The organism is Chloroflexaceae bacterium (assembly GCA_025057155.1).
Classification (GTDB): domain Bacteria; phylum Chloroflexota; class Chloroflexia; order Chloroflexales; family Chloroflexaceae; genus JACAEO01.
Window position 1 is genome coordinate 151444 of record JANWYD010000005.1, and the last position, 18652, is coordinate 170095.

Sequence of the window (18652 nt, forward strand, 5' to 3'; positions counted from 1 at the left end):
CTCGCTGCGGCTCGATGAGGGCCGCTGATCGTAGCTCAGTTCACTATCGTTGTCAATGTTTCAAGCTGGCGCGACGGTAATGCGACATGTGGACCGAGAAACGGCTGGTACAGACGTAGCAGCTCGGCCGCGATATGCGCCGAGCTGAAGGCCGGGGCCATGGCCGCCGCGCGGCGGCTGCAGGCGGCCCAGGTCTCGCGATCGGTGAGCAATTCCTCGAGAGCTTCGGCAATAGACGCGCCGGAGCGGGGGTCCACGACCTGACCGGCGGCATGGGCCGCTATATAGTCGCTGACTCCGGTGGTGCGAGTGACCACGGTAGGGGTGCCCACCGCCGCGGCCTCGACCGCCACGCGACTGAACGACTCGGCTACCGAGGGCACCACGACGACATCGGCGGCGGCGAGGTAGGTGATGGCCTTGGCATGGGGAATGCCACCGGTAAAGTGCACGTCGGCGCCGACCCCCGCGGCGGCGGCCCGGGCCCGCAGGAAGGCCCCGTAGTCGCCAAAGCGGGGTGTGGAACGGTTAGGGCCAACAATAAGCGTCTGCGGCGCGATCCCGCGTCGCCGCAGATAGGGCAGCGCATCTATCAGGTAGGCGATGCCTTTGAAGGGGTGGAGGCGGTTCAGACTGACAACGATCGGCCGGGCGGGGTCGAGATGGTGTCGTTCCGCGACTTCCAGGCGACTGCGCTGGCGGAAGGCCATGAGGTCGCCAGAGGGCGGGAAACTGTCGGCGGTGATGTTGTAGGGGATCGCGACAACCTTGCGCGGATCGGCGCCGAGGCGGACGGCGAGTTCGCGGATCTGGGGCGAGTCGGCGCGCAGCACAGCGGCGCGCCGGAAGACCCAGGGCAGGATGGCGCGCACGGCGGGGAAGCGCCCGTAGCCGTAGTCATATTCCGGCTCGGCCATAATATCGGCGCCGGGCAGGGTAATCGCCAGGGGCGGCGAGTGGCGGCGGGGGGCCAGCGCGGCGATCAGGCCAAGGGGAAAGGCGGTTTCGAGGTGGGCCAGAGCGTAGCGCCGCTCACGAATGAAACGCTGGTAGTGCAATGCCGCGCCAGCGAGATAGGGATAGGGCAGCGCAGCGGCTACAGCGCGATTGGCGAGCTTCAGCGGCGCGCTGGCGCTTACCGGGAGGCGATGCACCGTCACCCCCTCTTCGGTGCTCGTGACCCGGCGCGTCAGACGGGCATCCAGGCTCAACACTTCGGCCTCGATGCCATGCCGCCGCCATTCGGCGATCACTTCGCTGTGAATGCGATTGCCCATCGCAGCGCTGTCGTAGCGCGGGATGCAGTAGAGAACGTTCATGGTTCCTCAATCCGCTGAACTCGGCAAGGCGCGCCCACGGCACGGCAGGCAGGATAGACGCGGGCTATTTATAAAACGAGCGAGATCCCTGTAAGGTTGCGCTGATTCACTGACAAAAGGGTGATATTCGGATTCCGTTATTCGTTAGTCTGTAAAGCAAGTTTCCTGGCATTTCCGCACCCTCCCGGCCTCCAACAGGGGTGGGAGCCGGGCGCTCGCCCTCTCTCAGGTGTAGGGTTTTTTGGGCGAGCAGGGGTTTTCGGCATTCCAATGCGCTTACGGTCCTCACCCCCCCCCCCGCCCCCCTCTCCCGCGAGCGAGAGAGGGGGAAGTGGGGCGTCCCAATGCCCCGGATGGCGAATGCGACGCGAGGATGCGCCGGAAAATCCTACACCTGAGAAGCGCCCGCCCCCAGCAGGAAGGGCTGGGGAGAGGGTAGGGCTTTAACGAGAAACTTTGTTTACAGACTATTCATTCTTCCCGGCGTTCCCACAGTTCCAGTGCTCGTCCCGAGCGGCTCACCACGCGGATGAGGCGGTAGGATGGCTCCAGGGCCGCGCGGCCGCCAAAATAGTCGTCCCAGATGCGCGGTATGTAGGTTGGGCGCCGATGATGGAGGATGTACCCCGGATCGCGCTTTTCGTGACCGGGCACGCCCTCCCCCATGCCCGCGATTTGCAGCCGGCCAATGTGCCGGTCGGTCAGCCCGTACATGTCAATCGCTGTGCGCTGCCCGTAGAAGGCTACCGCGCCTGCGCCGGCCACGGCGATGCTGGCCTCGGGCGGGCTGTGGTCTTGCAGCCACCAGCCGATCTCGCGCCAGATCCACACGCTCTCGTCCAGGCCACGGATGGTGGTGTCGAAGGGCGCCGTGCGAGCGAGAGCGGCCAGGCTCCCGGCTGCCAGCCCGAGGGCCAGCAGGGTCCGCACCAGGCGCGCGGGCGCGGGCAGGGTCTGGATGCTGGTCGCCAGCCCGTCGGCGATGAGGAGCGCGAACCAGGGGACCAGGGGCACGAAGAAGCGTTCGCCGCGAAAGTGGTCGCCGCCCACAACGATGATGTAGGCGCTGTAGGTCAGGGTCACCAGCAAGACATAGCTGCGCCAGGAGGCCAGGGCCGCGCGCCAGGATCGCAGCCACGGCGCGGCGATCACCAGCAGCAGCGGGCCGCCAATGGTCAGGGCGAAGGCCCCGGCATAGGCCAGGCCGCGCTCGATCTGCTTCAGGCCGCCGCCGGTTTTGGCGTAGAAGGTGTTCGGCAACAGGTCGCCGTAGTAGCCCAGCCGCCACAGGAAGTATGGCCCGAACAGAGCCAGGAAAGGCACGCCCAGGACCAGCAACGGCGGCAGCGTCGCGCGCCAGCGTTCCGCCGGGCCCCTCTGCCGCCCCGGCGCTGCCGTGAGCCTGGCATGCAGGGCCGTGAGGGCGAACAACAGCAGGCCCTCGGGACGCGTGAGCGCGGCGAGTCCGAAGGCCAGCCCGGCGGCTGCCAGCCCGCGTGACCCCGATCGCTCGCGGGTGAGGTATGCGCCTCCGCCCACGAGCGCAAGCAGCGTGAACAACCCCGTCTCCAGCCCGGAGCCGCGGGCGGTGTAGAGCAGCAGGCTCTGGCTCGTGCCGGTGAGCAGGGCCGCCACCAGCGCCCATGGCGGGCCGATGAGCGGCTCGGCCACCCGATAGGTTCCCACGACGATCAACAGGCCGAGCAGGACGCCGCTGGCGTGGCTCCAGAGCGCCAGGTCGCCGCCCAGGCGCAGCACTCCCGCCGCCATCACCGTCCACAGAAAATTGGTGTAGCCCTCGACTCGCTCGCCGACATTGTAGACCAGCCCGTGGCCCAGAGCCAGGTTCTGGGCGTAGCGGAAGGAGATGAAGGCATCGTCGGAGAGCCAGGAGGGCCAGATCAGGCTGGCCAGGGCGACAGGCGGCATCAGGGCGGCCAGACCGAGGCGCGCGGGGAAAGGTCGCGCGCTCAGGGCGGCCAGGAAGACACCGCTGAGCATCAGGGCCGCCAGCCAGGTCGGGGGCAGGGCCGCGGGCCGGTTGAGGATGGCCAGGGCCGCCAATCCGAGACCGGCCACGCCGGTGAGCGCCAGCGCGTCGCTCCGCGGCAGCCGGGCAGCGCGCAGCAATCCCCACAGCGCCGCCAGCCCCAGGCCGGCGAGCGCCGCTCCCGCCAGGTCGGGCCGGGTAAGCGGGCGCAGCCGCACGTCGGTCAGCATCACGCCCAGGGGGCGCGGGTCGCCAGCAGCGACGAAGGTGGGCGTCTGGAGAGCGAGCCATAGCTCGGCGCCCTCGCCGCCGGGGCCGATCAGCAGCCGGTAGAGGCGAAAGCGCGACTCCGGGGTGACGCGGGCCACGGCTTGCCCGCCGACGAGCAACGTCAGCGGCTGCGGCCCCGCGGGGTTGTCGGCGCGCAGGCGCACCTCGGCGCGGTAGGCGGGCGCGGCGAAGAAGGCGCCGCGCACCTGGACCAGGGCGTTGCCGCTCGTCCAGCGGTAGAGGGAACCATCAAGGTGGCGTTCGGGGCCGTAGATGCCGTCAAGGAAGACCGGCCCGGGCGCGATCTCGCCGCCGGTCACCGGGGCGAGGGCCGGAGCCTGCGAGCGGCCAAGCGACACCAGAGCGGCGACAACCAGCAGCAGCGCCAGGAGGCCCGGCACAGTCCAGTTGACGGCGAGCCACTGCCTGGCTTCCCCCTGTCGCGCGGACGCGGGCGCGACGGTGACATCCAGGCGTCGTCGTTCGGCTTCCAGACCCTGGCGGGACTCGGCGTTCACGGTTTATGCAGAGTGAACATCACGTAGAGCGGATCGCTGCGGTCGAAACGCTCTTCGAGGGGATGGACAATCAGGGCCAGCAACAGATCCTTGAGCACGAAGCGGCGCCAGTAGCGCGTGAGCTGCGTCTCGTGGTAGCGCCCGTTGAGGAGGGAGCGCCCGAAGCCCTCCAGCCGGCTCATGCGCAGGCCGGCGGGCCGGGCATAGGTGTGCTCAAGGTCCTCCAGGGTGTAGAAGCGGAAGAACGAACCGGGTTTACCCTCCTGCACGAAGGCGTTCCGCTCCACCGGCACAAACGGGCGAATGCCGCGGAAAAAGCCAGTGCGCTCACTGCTGGTAAAGGGCAGGGTCACGGCGGCAATGCCGCCAGGGGCCAGAACGCGCCCGATTTCGCGCCCGACCGCCGCGTCGTCGGGGATGTGCTCGAGCGAGGAGATGGCGGCGATGCGCGCGAGGCTGCCATCGCGCACGGGCATAGCGGTGGCGCTGGCCACCAGGGGCAAGAACTGGCCGTCGCCGGGGCGGGCGGTGGCGCGCCGCTTGCGGAGTTGCCAGCGCACCCGTTCCTGGTCCAGCTCCAGCACGATCACGTTAACGCCCTCTCTGGCGAGCATGTGCGGGTATGACGAGGTGCCCGAGCCGATGTCGAGCACCAGGTCGCCGCGGCGCAGGTCGAGAGCGCGGGTGGCCCAGGGATACTCGATGATGCGCCAGAGGCTGAAATCGTTGACCGTTTCAAGCAGAATGCGCCAGCCGTTCAGGGCCACCTCGTAGGCAACCGCGCGCCACTTGCTGAGGCGCACCGGCCGGCCCTCGCGCTCCTGTCGAGTAGATTGGAAGGTGGTCGTTGCCATTGCCGCGGGCGGAACAGGGGTTGCGGGGAGGCTATGCCCGCGCCCTTTTATAAAGAAGTACTCGTCCTATAGCCCGGCGGCTGAAGCCGCGGGCTACGGTTGCGAAGCCCGCCTTCGCGGGCTATACCGGATCTATTTCTCAATGATATATTAGCTCTACGTTGTCACTCGCCGCGGCTGCCGCTGCGAGGAAGGGGAGATCTTCGGGGTCCTGCGGCCCCCGCAACCCCCGCCAGCAGCAGCGTGACCAAGTAGAGTTAGCCGTTTAACGTTTATTCAATAATCATCCCCATGAACGCCAGGCTCAGGCGCCGGGAGGGCTGTCCCGGCGGCGCGTCGGCGGGGGCGCTTAAGTATAGCACAGTCTCGCCAGGGGGCAGGATGACGTGCAGGGTGCGGCGCATGCGGGCGCGGCTGACGGTCAGGGTGAAGGGCGCGGCGTCGCCCGCGCGGACGGTGAGCGCGCGGGGTCGCTCGAAGGCTTCGAGGTCGAGGGTCAGGCGCGCAGGGCGCGGGGCGCCGGTCGGGTTGAGCAGGAAGACCTGTGCCGCCTCCCCCATCCAGCGCCACCGGGCGCCCGCGGCGTCCTGCTCCAGATCGCCCCAGCCGGGGCCGAGGTAGGCCAGAGGGCGGGGTCGCTCCGGTACGGGCACGGGGTAGAAAGTCACCTGTTCGTCGCGGTAGCTCTCGGTCAGACCCATCTCGGCGACCAGGTCGCGCATAGGCGGCAGCGACGAACCCATCGAGTCGTGGTGGAACACGACATAACGTATGGCGTAGGCCGCCAGGGTCTCGCGGGCCAGGTCGGGCCAGCCGGGGCTGAGGATGTCATCGCGTTCGACCTGCCCGAAGCGCAGCTCCTTGATCCCCGGAGCGTAACGGCCCAGGGGATAGGGCGGCTCGCGTCCGATGAAGCCCCCGATGATCGGCCAGTGGTGGCGGGTCTGGTACCAGAGGTGCTCGCTGTTGGAGAAGTTCAGGTGAAGCGGGACGGGCAGCAGGGCGCCGTCAGGTGCGGGCATGCTCAGGTAGGGTCGGGGCATGGGGCGCTGGAAGAGCGGCGCGGCGCCGGCCGTGCCGTCAATGGCGATAATGCTCGCCAGCAGCGCAGCGGCCAGCAGCGCTGCGCCCCGGCCCGCGCGGGCGAGCAGGGGGCGGGCGCCCGCGGCGGCGAAAAGGGCCGTGGTGAGGAGGCTGATGAGCACAAAATGGTTGGGCCGGTGGCTGGAGCGCACTCCGGGCAGGTCGCGGATCAGGGCGTAGGGGCCAGGGAGACCGGTGTTCCGCCCGAACACGAAGATCTCTGCGCCGAGGGCCATGGCCGCCGCAAAGACGCCCAGCGCCAGCCAGCGCCAGTGGGCGCGCCCGCTCAGGATGACGCCGTAGAGTGCCAGGGCGATCCCCACCAGGCCCAGCGAAACGTTCCAGAGGATCTCGCCAGGGTGCAGCCGTTCGTAGAAGGCGGTGACGGCCCCTCCCCAGAGGGGATGGTTGGGATTGGGCAGCCAGAAGCTAATCAGGTCGGCGTAAGCCTGCTGCTCGCCGCGAGCGTCGCCGAGGAGCGCGTCGCCGGTGTACAGCAGGCTGAGGAGGCGCGGGGTCATGACCGCGAACCAGAGGACAATCGGCGCCAGGCCCCAGAGCAGGGTGGTGGCTTGCAGGCCCACGGGCGCGCCGGGCAGCCGCAGGGTTGCCGGCGGCCCGGCGGGGCCGGCAGGGATGCGAAGCGCCCACAGTCCTGCCATCAGGCCGGTGGCAATCAGCGCGAACAGGCCGTAGTACCAGGTGCCCAGGCCGACCACGAGCAGCGCCGCGCCGCTAAGCAGGGCCAGCGGCCAGCGCGGGCGTTCGAGCAGCGCAGCGGTTGCCAGCGCCCACAGCGGCAGCCACTGGACGGAGGCGACCTCCAGTTGCGCGTCGAGCACCTTTTGCATATGGAAGGGCGCGAAGGCGTAGACCGCGCCGCCGATGAGCGCCGCCAGGATCGCGGCCCGCCGCTCGCCGGGTGCGAGGAAACCTTCTGCTCGTGCTGCCACCCACCGGTCCGCCGGGAGCCCGAAGGCTCCGGCTCGCGTTGCGAAGGCTACCTGCGTAGCCTGCCGGAGCCGGTGCGGGCCGGCTTCGCAACCAGACGTTACGCTGCACTGCCGCTCGCCCCCGTCGCGCAACACGTAGGCGATGAAGAGAAAGGTGAAGTAACCGCCGAGAATGAAACTGAGCAGGATCAGCAGATTGTAGGCCGGCAGCGGGCCGGCGGCGAGGGTGACCGGAAGGGCCAGCACCCCCTGAGGCAGGCTAAGGGTCTGCCAGAAGAGATCCAGCCCCTGGGGATGGAAGAGCAAGGGGGTCACGAACGGGTTCTGGCCGGTGGTGAGGGCCTGCGCCGTCCACCAGACGTTCCAGATTCCCAGGTAGCCATCCACCTGGCCGGGCTGGTTGGCGATGATGCGCTCGCCGAGGTGCAGCGGCAGGGGAAAGGTGACCACCAGGGCCAGCAGGGTGTAGACCAGCAGGGCCAGGGCGTGGGAGGGCCAGTGACGGCGGGTTGTGGCGGCGAGGCGCACTCAGGGACCTCGTTCGGCAGCGAGCACGGCGACGCCGGTGTACCAGGGCGCCCGTTCCAGGTCGAGCAGGCTGGTGGGGCTGGTGATGCTGACAATCAGGGGCGTGGCGGGGTCGCACGGCGTTGCGCCGAGGGGCAGAATGACTTCTTCCGGGGCGCCGCTGAGGACGACGCGGCGCTCAACCCCGGCGGCGCGGAGGGTCACGGGGCGACCGGCGGGGCCTCGGAGGGTCAGGCGCGGGTCGCCGCAGCCGCCCAGGCGCAGCCGGGCGGCGCCGAGGGTCCAGCGGCCGCCGGGCAGATCGAAGGTGGCGGGGGCGAAGCCGACGAAGTGGCCGATGGCGGTGGCGGCGCCGGGCGCGAGGCGCGAGGGGGCGGGGGTCGGGGCGACCTTCCAGGCCCAGAAGTAGAAATCGTTCGTATCACGCCCGAAGCTGGCGATGCGGGCATGGGCGCTGGCCGCTGCCGCGGTATCGCCGCGCAGGGTGGCGACCCAGGTCTCCATCGCCAGGGCGTACAGGCTACGGGGTTCAAGGGCGCTGGCCTCGGCGAACCAGGCCGCGGCGGCGGGGAGGTCGCCCCGGGAGAAGGCCAGGTCGCCCAGCGCGATAGGGCGCAGCGAATTGGCGGGGTCGGCGCGATAGGCGGCGCGGAAGGCGGCCTCGGCGGCAGGGGCATCGCTACGGGCCAGGGCCTGGCGTCCCTCGGCGGCGATGCGTTCGGCGCGCGCCCAGGTGAGGTAGCGGGTGCTGACGATCAGACTGGCGAAGAGCAGCCAGCCCGCCAGCATCGCGCCCGCGCGCAGCAAGGCGGTGCGGGTAAGGCCGCGGCCCAGCGCCCGCATAGCCGCCGGCAGGCGCCAGAGGGCATAGGCGCAGAAGGGGACGCACACCGCCACCAGCGGCAGCCGCAGGCGGTGGTGGGCCACGGTTATCGCCGCCAGCAGCACGCCGAAGGCGAACCAGGCGACCGCGGGCGCGGCCCGCCGCCACGAGGGGGCGAAGCACAGCCCGGCGATGCCGCCATACATCAGGAGCACATACTGGAGATCGGCGAGCGCGCTGAGGGGCCGTGGGTTCTCTCCGGCGCTCAGGGCGATCTGCTCATCGCGGGGGCTGATCGTCACCACGTCGCCCACAGCGAAGCTGCGCGACTGGAGCAGGAAGAGTGAGGCGATCTTGTAGCGCATGCGGTTGAGGAAGAAGAGCGGGTCCTCCCGGATACGCGCGAGTGTCAGCCGGACGGCGAGGGCCTGGCGGTCGGCCAGGTTGGGCTGGCTGAAGATCAGTTCCGCCGTGGCGCGTTGCTCTTCGTCGCTGCGCACCAGGCCGAACCACATGCTGATGCCGCCGTTGGTGTCGGATAGAATGAGCCGCTCGTGCACCAGGTAATTGCGCAGCGCCCAGGGGCCGATCACCAGGGTGGCGCCGAGGAGCAGCGCCAGCGGCAGGGCCAGGCGGTCGGCGAGGCGGGCGCAGGGAGAGCGGCGGGGGAGCGCGAGGACCAGCAGCGCGGCGATGGGGATGAACCACAGCGCCACGGCGCGGGTCAGGGCGGCAAGGGCCAGAATCAGGCCGGCGAAGAAGGCCGGGCGCCAGCGGCCCGTAACGATGGCGCCATCCAGCAGCGCCAGAGCGGCGACGATCAGTATCACAAACAGCGCCTCGGCGAAGAGCACGCTGCCAAAACTGGCGAAGGGCACAAAGACTGCCGCCAGGGCGGCGCTGAGCAACCCGACGGCGCGGCTGGCGAAGAGCCGTTGCCCGAGCCAGGCAAAGGCCAGCACGCCAACGCCGCTCACGATGGCCTGGCCAAGCAGCGCCCAGCGCACATCAACCCCGGCGAGGGCAAACATCAGCGCGAGAAAGGCCGGATAGACCGGAGGGCGCAGCCACTTACCTGTGTCGTGGTAGCCGCCCCGAAGGATGTGCAGCGCAGCGCGGTAGTATTCTTCGGGGTCACCCGGCTGCACGGCGCCGGCGGGGGCCTGCCAGGACCAGAACCAGACCCGCAGGCCCACCGCCAGGGCGACGATCAATGCCAGGGCCAGCGCGTAGCCGCGGGCGGGCAGGCGGGGCAGCGAACGGGCAGGGGTCATAGGATGTGCGCTCTGAAACGAACCACGAACCTGGGAGCAGCCCCTACGGTTGCTTCCAGGTGCTCCACGATGACCCGCCAATTGTACTCGAAACCACCGGTTGCGGCGCAACCCGCCGGGTTGCGGGCGGAGGTCTAAGAGGGCCAGGTCCCTGACGGGCGCAGATATGCGAACGGGGAAACCGGATTTCTCCATTGCCCCTGCCGGCGGGGCCGTGGAGACGGCCCACCGGGCCGTCTCTATGCCCGGATCTCCTGGCGCTGGAAGAGGACGTAGCCCAGGGCGAAGAGCAGGATGGTTCCGGCGATCAGGCCGACCATGTGCGGCCAGCCGAGCATGATGCTCTCGCCGAGGGGCAGGGGCGATCCCAGGATGGCGCCCTGGAGCTGTGAGGGCAGCACGAAGCCGAGCGAGCGCACCTCGGGGCGCAGCAGGGCCACGGTGGCCTCGGTGTAGAGCACGTTCGGCGAGAGGCGGCTCAGAGCCTGTTCGAGCTCGGCCTGGGCCAGCAGTTCAGCGGGCAGGCCGATTCGCACGGGCCGCAGAATCTGCGCCAGGATTCCGGCGATGATGCCCCAGAAGACGGTGAAGAAGAGCCAGGTGGCCAGGGCGGCCATGGCCGCCGTTGCCGGTTGCCGGAAGAGGATGGAGGCCAGCATCCCCAGCGCCAGCCACACCCCGCCGTAAGCAATAGTCAGCACTAGGAACCAGAGCAGGCGCGCGGTCTCCTCGCCGCCAGGGGGCACGCCGAGGCGCAATAGGCCCAGGCCGGCGATCAGCAGCCAGATCGTCGTCAACACCAGGGCGAGGGTGAACAGGCTCGCCAGGAACTTGCCCAGCAGCAGGGCATCGCGGTAGATGGGCTGCGCCAGCAGGCGGGACATGGTGCGCCCGTTCAGTTCACCGTTCACCGCGTCGAAGGAGAGGGCGATGGCGATGATCGGCACCAGGAAGACCAGGAAGCCCACGAAGGCCGGCAGCGGCTCCTGGCTGGTGGTGAAGAGCCGCAGGAACAGGAAGCGATCCTGGCCGACGGTCTCGCGCAACTGCGCCGTGGCGGTGAAGACCGTCCCGGCGGCGGTGAGCACGGTGATCAGCTCCAGGATGAGCATGCGCGTGCTGCTGAGGTAGTCGGCCATTTCTTTGCTCACCACGGCCCACAGGCCGGTCCAGGGCGAACCTTCGCGGCGCGTGGCCGCGGCGCCGCTGGCAGACGCTTTACGCTGCGCGAGCATGGCTGGCCTCCTTCTGGAAGTAGCGGGCGTAGACCTCTTCGAGGTTGGGCGCTTCGCTGGCCAGGGAGAAGAGCTGGCCCCCGGCTTCAACCACTGCCCGGGCCACGGCAGGACGCAGGTCGCCGATGGCTTCGAGCACGAAGCGGTTCGGCCCGGCCCGTTGCACCTTTTGCACCCCTTCGACCTGGCTCAGGGCCGTCTCCAGCCTGGCGTCGCCCTCGGCCTCGACGGTGATATGATAGCCGCCGCCGAGGACCTCGCGCGCCAGCACGTCCACAGGGCCTTCAAGCACCATTTTGCCCCTGGAGAACAGCCCCACCCGATCGCAGACCGCCTGCACCTGGTGCAGCAGATGCGAGGAGAGCATGATGGTGATGCCTTCGCTCCGCAGGTCGCGAATCATCTCCAGGAACTCGCGGGCCGCCTCGGGGTCGAGGCCCAGGGTCGGCTCGTCCATAATGATCAGCTCGGGGTGCTTCATCAGGATCTCGGCCAGACCGAGGCGCTGGCGCATGCCCCGCGAGAAGGTTCTGACGGCCTTGTCCATCACTCCCTCCAGGCCCATGCGCTTCAGGGCGGCCTCGATGCGCGCGCCGGCCTCCTTGCGATTGAGGCCGTTGAGCTGGGCAATGTAGGCCAGGTTTTCGCGCGCCGTGAGGGTGTCGTAAAAACCGACCTGGTCGGGCAGGTAGCCGACGCGGGCCTTAACGCTCAACGGTTGGCGCGCCGGGTCGAGGCCCAGCACCTGCACCGAGCCCGCGCTTGGCTCGGTCAGGCCGAGAAGCATCAGGATGGTAGTGGTTTTACCCGCGCCATTAGGCCCCAGCAGGCCGAAGACCTCGCCCCGGCGGATGGTCAAGTTGAGCCGGTCAACGGCCACAAAATCGCCGTAGCGCTTGGTCAGCCCGCGAGCCTCGAGAACGATATCCATAGGTTAAGTTTCCTTCCACGTGATCTGCAAGCCGGGCTTGCAACCTTTCAGGGTCGGTGCAAAGTCCATTGCCCCCAGGGAGGTGAGGCGGCGTAGCCGCCCATCGGATTATGTTTGGGCGATTCTGGCGGCGTAGCCGCCAGAATCACCCCAATAACCGGTGGCCGGGGCGTGCCTGATAGACGCTGCAACAGCCATGTGCAGCCTTTCGCCAGGGCAAATAAGGGGGTTATTTGAGGGGAGGGCAAGCCTTGCCGGGTCCTCCCGCTGGCAGCGGAAACGGATTTCCGGGCGACCGCGCTCCTCCAAACCTCCCTGCCGGTTTTTTAGCGACGCCCGAAGCGCGAGACGGCCAGGCCGACCACGCCCACGGCGATGGCAATCAGCACAATGCCCACGATGCCCCAGAGGGTTGAGGTTAGCACGGTGATGCGATAATCAATCGAGGAACTGCGTCCTTCCTCGGGGCGAGCGCTGAAGCTGACCACGTAGTCGCCAGCGACGGCCTTATCCGCCGGGCGCACGCTGACGGTGACCTCCTGCTCCGCCCCGGCGCCCAGTTCGGCAATGGTCGCCGGCTGGAACTCCACCGTCCATCCCGAAGGAGGTGTGCCGCTCAAGGTGATGTTGCGGGCAGGAGCGGCGCCCGTATTCCGCACCAGCAGCGTGTAGGTCGCGGTCTGGCCGATGGTGGCCTGGCCGGAGAGCCGCCCGTCGGGCGTGGTCAGGTTTACCTGAGGCTGGCCAACCACCTCGGCGGTCAGCGTCACTTCGGCGCGCACGTCGCCGCTCTCAGCTTTGATGTAGATCGGGAACGAGCCCAGTTCAACCCCTTCGGGCGCTTCCACTTCGACGCTGATGCTCTCCGAGCCGTTGGCGCGCACCGGCAGACTGGTCACCTCCTGGCCAGCAGCGCGGAAGCGCACGAACCATCCTGACGGCGCTTCGGCAATCAGGTTAGCGGTCAGGTCGGTGTCGCCTTCGTTACGCAGGGTGGTGTTGAAGCGGAAGGTGCTGTCAGGGGCTCCACGGACGCTGGGAAGGTCCACGTCGAACACCAGGCTTGGCGGGAGTTGCTCCTTGACAGTGATTTGCAGTTGCAGGGTTGCACTCTCGCCGTTACCCTCGGCGAGGACGCTGAGGCGGTACTCGCCCGGGGCGACATTGTCGGCCGGCTCCACGCGCAGGTCTACACGGGTATCTTCATCGGGCAAAATATAGGCCGCCTCGATGACCCGGCCATCGCCACGGAGGGTGGCCGTCCAGCCGTCGGGCAGGTCGCGTATGCTGAGACGGGCAACCTGTGGCGTGGAAGCGCGCAGAATCAGGGGAAAGTTGATATCCTCGCCTTTCGCTACCTGTTGCGCCGGAAAGCGGGTAACGAGCGTGAGCCCTCCCTGGGCCAGGGCCGCCGGCGCAGACGGCAGCAGAAGCGTCAGAAGACTAAGCAGAACCAGGGCGGTCAGCACAAAACGTCGCATTGCCAGGCTCCTTGGATGAATGTGAATCTGCAAGATGCCACCAGTAGGCGTATACGCAGACAGTATAAGACCATAATTAGCGCAGTATAAGAGGAAGATTAGAGTATTGTCGAACGTCGGGATCGCCGGCCGCGCTGGAGCAACCTGTGCGCGCAAGCCGGAGAGATACGAGGCTTAACATTTTCTTAACCTCTGTCATGACACTGTAATCTGCGAAACTTGTACGGATGGGCGATGCACGGGTAGCATTCATAGCATGGATCAGTTGTCAAACTGGAGTTAGCAACCCTGAACTGAGTAGGCTGTGAACGAGGTTTTTCGCTAAACCCACCCCCTCCCCAACCCTCCCCCGCCGGGGGAGGGAGCCGGGCGCCTCCCTCCGACGGGGGGGTTGGGAGGGGGGCGGAAATGCCAGGAAACCCGGTTCACAGACTACCAAGCCTCACGGCAGGGAATCCCGTGCTAACAAGTAAAACGTTCACCTTCCTTCTCGGCAAACGCGCCGCGCGGGTGCAACGCGCGGCGCTAGAGGCGTTTTTGGGGCGCGAGCCGGGCCTGCAGGCGCTGCCGGGGTTGCTCGACGCGCCTCTGGGGCTTGAACCGCTTCCTGACCCGGCGGCAATTCTTGCCGCACCGTCGCATCTGGCCATCTGCGGCCCGCCGGCATCAGGGCGCACGCTGGCGTTGCTTCAGGTCGCCGCGCGCTGGTGCGCGACGGGATCGGGCGCGCCAGTGGTCTATCTGTCGCTGTCTGACGAGGATGCGCCCAATCTGCCGCCGCGGGCGATCCTTGCCGGCGCGTTCGAGCGCGCCGGGCTGCCCCCGGCGTTCGGCGCGCGTCCGGGGATTCTGCTGCTGGACGACTGGGAAACGCTGCCGACCGATCGCCGGCTTGCCTGGCGCGCGTTTCTGACCGCTACGGGGCGGGAGTGGCGCGCCCTGCGGCTGGTCGTCGTCCTGCCGGAGAGTGAGGAATGGACGGGTTTCCGCACCCTGGATGTGCCCGGCGATGTGGAGACGCAGGCGGCCTGGCTTCGTCACCTGCTGCCGGCGGAGGCGCCAGAACGCCTGCTCGCCGCGTTGCGCGCCGGAAGCGGCGGCGCGGCTATCCGTCTTGCCGATGTGGCCCTGCTGGCCCTGACCTTGCCGGATCACGGGCTGCCGGCCTCGCGCGCGGAGCTGTACGCGCGGGCCTACGAGGCGCTTCGCCCGGCAGTGGAGCGCGGCGATCCCGACGATCCCGTCCCGCTCCCGGCGGTGGGCCGGGCGCTGCTCCGGCATTACCGAATGGCGCGGGCTTTTGCTGGCAGCGCCGAGATTGGCGGGCTGGCGAGCCTGCCGCCGATTGAGCGCATCGCTGTGGCGCCGCTGGCGGCCGGGTTGCTGGGCACGCCGGCGCCGGTGCTGGCGGCCCTGTGGTCCACCAATGCCCCGTCGGGGGCAAGCCTGGATGCCGGTGTCGCCTGTCTCCTCGCCATGCCCGATCAGGCGCCTGAATGGGGCCTGCGGCTGGTCGAGCATCTGGCTCGACCGGAGGCAAGCGCCGAGGAACGGGCGGCCTTGCGGTCGCTGGCTCCCGTCCTGCCGCGTATCTTTGCCGCTTCGCCCGAGGTCGAGCGGGCCAGCGCGGCCCTGCGCGCCGCCGATGCCGCGCTGCCGCCTGTGGCGGGGCGCTGGCTGCCGCTGGTGGATGACGCTGACGCGCCTGCCGCCCTGCGCTGGGCCGCCGCGGATCTGCTGGCGCGCCACGGGCTGGAACGGGAATTGGCGACCGCGGTTCCCGAGGCGCCCGACTCGCCGGCGCTACAGATGCGGGCCTTTCTAGCGGCCACCGCTGTAGAAGGGGGCGTGGCGCTGCTGGCGACGCCGCCGCTGCGAGCGGGGGCTGTGGCCCTGCTCGGCGACGCCTCGATAGGCGAGCCCCGTCTGGCCGTCGCGCAGGCCATCCTTGCCGATGCCTCCTCGCCCGACGATCTACGCGCCCTGGCCCTGATCGGCGACCGCGCCGCGCTCGAGCAGGCGCTGTGTTCGCCCGTGACCGTGTTGCGCCGGGCGGCGCTGGCCATCCTCCGCGAGGAGGATCCGGCGGTCGCGGCGCCGCTGCTGGCGCGAGCGCTCAAACATCCCGAGGCTACGGTGGCGACCTGCGGCGAGGCCCTCGACACTCTGGCAGCGCTCGAGCATCCCGGCGCAACGGCGCTGCTCATCCGCGCGCTCCTTGACGAGCAACTCGGTCTGGTGACACGGCTGCGGGCGCTGAGATTGCTCGCGTCTAGAGGGCGAGCCGGAATCCAGGTGCTTCGCCGGGCGCTGGAGGCCGGCCGGCTGCCGCTGGCGGTGCGGGCCGCTGCCGCCGCGCACCTGGGGCGTCTGGAGGATGACGGAGCGTTGCCGCTGCTGCGCAACCTGCTCGAAAGCGACGCTCCGCCCATGCTGCGCCACAGCGCGGCGGAGGCGATCGGCGCTCTGGGGCGGCGCGCCGAACTGGCCGATCAGGCGGCTGCCGCGTTGATCACCGGCCTGCGCCGGGCAGGGGTGAACGCGGCCCTGATGGTCGCCATCGCACGCGGGTTGGGGCGCAGTGGCGCCAACGCCGCGCTGCCGCCGTTGCGTTCGCTGCTGGGGCTGGCACTGGCCGATGTGCTGCGCGCGGCCTGGGAGCGGCGCGTCCCTGAGCTGGCCAGCCTGCCCGCGCGCGCCTGGCTCGCTCTGGCCCTGTCCGCCGAAACGCGGGTGGCGCTCATAGACGCTCTGGCGCAAGGGGAGACCCTCGCCGACCAGCCTTCCAGCCTGGCCGAGTGCTGCGCCCGGCAGGCCGAACGGATCGCCGAGGCGGCGGCGCTGGCGCTTGGCGACCTGGCCCGCGCGCGCCCGGATCTCCAACCCGCGGTGCGCATCACCCTGCGCCGAACGGCCGCCGCCGATACTCGACCTGCCGTGATACGCGCCGCCCTTGACAGCCTGGCTTCCTGTAGCGACCCGGCGGAGGAGCTGGAGGCGCTGCTTGATGACGCGGCGGTCTCGTTACCGTCTCAATGGCTGGCGTTGGAGCGTCTGGGCCGGCTGGCGCCCGCGCGCGAGGCGCTCACCCGCCGGTTGAATGGTGGCGATCCCTTCCTGCGGGCGGCGATGGTGACGCTCCTGGCCGCGCAGGGTCACGAGGCCGCCCTGCCGGCCATGCGCCGCCTGGCGCGTGACCCCGCGGGCGACCCGCACCTGCGGCGCGCTGCCATCGCCGCCCTGGGACGCTTTCCTCCTGCCGAGGTGAGCGCGACCCTGGTTACGCTCGCCGCCGATGAGAGTGTTCCTGCCGACCTTCGCGCGCTGGCGGCGGCTACGTTGCCGGCCACCCTCTCGACCGACGAACGGGCGGCCCTGTACCGCGCGCTGCGCGTCGCGCGGCAGCCGGAGGAGGTGGAGGCGGCGCTGGCGCGGGCGCTGGCGCGGGCCGGCGAGCGCGAGGCGCTGCCGGTTCTACTACGGCTCGCGCGCAGCGAAAGCGGGGCCGCCGCCAGCGCCAGTCTCGAGGCCCTGGCCGAGGTTGGCGACGACAGCGTCGAGCCGGTGCTGGTGGCGGTGAGCCAGAGCCACCTGGCGGCCCCGGCGGTGCGCCTGGCCGCCGTCGCTGCGCTGCTGCGCCTGTGTGGCCCGGCGCATCTGACCCTGCTTCGCGAATACCTGACCAGCGCGTCTACACCCCTGCGCATACGCGCCTACGCTGTCCTCGCCGCCGCCTGTCCTGACGATCCGCGGCTCGGCGAGCCGCTGACCGACCCTGCCGCTCCGCTCGCGCTTCGGCTCCAGGCGCTGGAGCACCTTGCCGCCCGCGATCCCGCCGCGCCCGCGCTAGAAGCCGTCCTGACCCGTCCCGACGAAGAGCCGCAGATCCGTCTGGCCGCCGCCAGGGCCCTGATGCGCGGCGGGCCAACCGCCCCGGCGGCGCTTGCCGCCGCCCTCGCGGATGCTCCCGATCAGCCGCCGGCCCCCCCTCTGTTGCGCCGGCGCTGTATCGAAGCCCTGGCTACGCTGGCCCAGGGCAACAACGCCGCCGCGTCAGCGGCCCTGGAGCGCCTGAACGCCCTGGCCGAAACGCCAGACCAGCCGGAAGCGCAACACTGGGCGGGTGAGGCGTTGTGGCATTTTGGATTTTAGATTTTGGATTTTGGATTGATTTGCGTAGTGTCGCGGTGAGATCTGGGGATGATGCGGATGTAGTCTGTTCAACAGGAACCGGTACTGTTCGGGCTGGTGGAACTGGAAGGTCTGCAAGAGCTTCGCCTCAGGCGGGAGAGAACCGGCTCTCAGGTGTAAGGGTTTTTTGGGCGAGCAGGGGTTTTCGGCATTCCAATGCGCTTACGGTCCTCACCCCCCCCCGCCGCCCGCGACCGCGAGGCGGGGTGGGTGGAGTCGGACGTCCCAATGCCCCGGATGGCGCATGCGACGCGAGCATGCGCCGGAAAACCCTACATCTGAGAAGAGAGAACCGGAGGCCTCGCTCCGGCGAGGGGAGGCCGAGAGGGAAGCAGAACCCTGCGAGCGGCGACGTGTCTGCAAAATCAGCGTCCAGGGAGGGCATCGTGGCAACTCGCATTCTGGTGATTGACGATGAACCGGTGATCTGCCGGTTGATCGAATACCAGCTTGGCAGCGCGGGCTACCGAGTCATGGCGTGCCAGCGCGCGCACGACGCGCTGCTGTTGATTGCCAACGAGGCCCCGGACCTGATCCTGCTCGATGTTATGATGCCGGGGATCAGCGGCTGGGATCTGTGCCGCCAGATCCGCGCCAGTTCGACGGTGCCGATCATCATGCTGACGGCGAAACACGGCGATGAGGACATCGTCACCGGACTGACGAGCGGCGCCGACGACTATGTAGGCAAACCGTTCAGCGCCGCTGCGCTGATCGCGCGCATCGAGGCGGTGCTGCGGCGCAGCCGGAGCGCCAACGGTCAGCGCCGGCCAACGCCGGCCCCCATAGAGCCAGCAGCGGCGCCCGCGGCGGAAACTCCTGCGCCAGGGGTCGCTTCCTCTCTCGCTGACCGTCCGCGGGCGCGTGAAACCGAGCCTGTAGAAAACCGGCTGCCGCGCCTCGGCCCGCTGCTCGCCGAAGCGCGGCGCCAGCGGCGCCTCAGCCTGCACGATGCCGGTGAGGTCTGCGGCGTGCGTTGGGAGTTCCTCCAGGCCATTGAGCGAGAGCAATTCAGCTACGTGCCGCGCGACGAACTGCGTCACGCCCTGCGGACCTACAGCGCCATGCTCGATGTTGATCTCAGCCCCTACCTGGGGCATGGCGGGCAACGGCGCCGTCGGATTCCGGGGGCGCTGCCGTTGACTGTCGGGGTGGTGGCGGTGCTGGCGATGGCGCTGGTGGTGGTGATTCTGATTCTGTGA

Annotated in this window: 10 protein-coding genes; 2 read left to right on the forward strand and 8 right to left on the reverse strand. The window is 69.2% G+C overall.

The features are described from left to right. Positions 1–35 precede the first annotated feature (35 nt). The 8 genes from NZU74_05740 to NZU74_05775 form a co-directional block, all read right to left on the reverse strand. Positions 36–1319, reverse strand: a complete 1284-nt coding sequence (locus NZU74_05740) for a glycosyltransferase family 4 protein (GenBank protein MCS6880815.1) — start codon at positions 1317–1319, stop codon at positions 36–38. Positions 1320–1790: 471 nt separating this feature from the next. Then, complete coding sequence (locus NZU74_05745) at positions 1791–4097, reverse strand: hypothetical protein (GenBank protein MCS6880816.1); 2307 nt, start codon at positions 4095–4097, stop codon at positions 1791–1793. Further along, on the reverse strand, positions 4094–4951 hold the full coding sequence (locus NZU74_05750; GenBank protein ID MCS6880817.1) for a class I SAM-dependent methyltransferase: 858 nt from the start codon (positions 4949–4951) through the stop codon (positions 4094–4096). Before NZU74_05750 ends, NZU74_05745 begins: the two co-directional genes overlap by 4 nt. A 272-nt stretch (positions 4952–5223) precedes the next feature. Beyond that, positions 5224–7515 (reverse strand): hypothetical protein, encoded by a 2292-nt coding sequence (locus tag NZU74_05755; GenBank protein ID MCS6880818.1) that lies wholly within the window; start codon positions 7513–7515, stop codon positions 5224–5226. Then, a complete protein-coding gene (locus NZU74_05760; GenBank protein ID MCS6880819.1) occupies positions 7516–9612 on the reverse strand; it encodes a glycosyltransferase family 39 protein in 2097 nt (698 codons plus the stop codon). Positions 9613–9851: 239 nt separating this feature from the next. After that, positions 9852–10847, reverse strand: a complete 996-nt coding sequence (locus tag NZU74_05765; protein ID MCS6880820.1) for an ABC transporter permease — start codon at positions 10845–10847, stop codon at positions 9852–9854. Continuing rightward, the gene (locus NZU74_05770; GenBank protein ID MCS6880821.1) at positions 10831–11778 is read right to left on the reverse strand and encodes an ABC transporter ATP-binding protein; all 948 of its coding nucleotides are present in this window, start codon (positions 11776–11778) and stop codon (positions 10831–10833) included. The genes NZU74_05765 and NZU74_05770 overlap by 17 nt, the downstream gene beginning before the upstream one ends. Before the next feature lie 326 nt (positions 11779–12104). Continuing rightward, positions 12105–13259, reverse strand: coding sequence for an NEW3 domain-containing protein (locus tag NZU74_05775; protein MCS6880822.1), 1155 nt, complete (start codon positions 13257–13259; stop codon positions 12105–12107). A gap of 459 nt (positions 13260–13718) precedes the next feature. Here NZU74_05775 and NZU74_05780 point away from each other — a divergent pair, with 459 nt between their 5' ends. Together NZU74_05780 and NZU74_05785 are read left to right on the forward strand one after the other, a co-directional pair. Beyond that, positions 13719–17411 carry a HEAT repeat domain-containing protein gene (locus NZU74_05780; protein ID MCS6880823.1) on the forward strand — a complete coding sequence of 1231 codons (3693 nt, stop codon included), beginning with the start codon at positions 13719–13721 and terminating at the stop codon, positions 17409–17411. Between the two features lie 296 nt (positions 17412–17707). Further along, the gene (locus tag NZU74_05785) at positions 17708–18652 is read left to right on the forward strand and encodes a response regulator (GenBank protein ID MCS6880824.1); all 945 of its coding nucleotides are present in this window, start codon (positions 17708–17710) and stop codon (positions 18650–18652) included.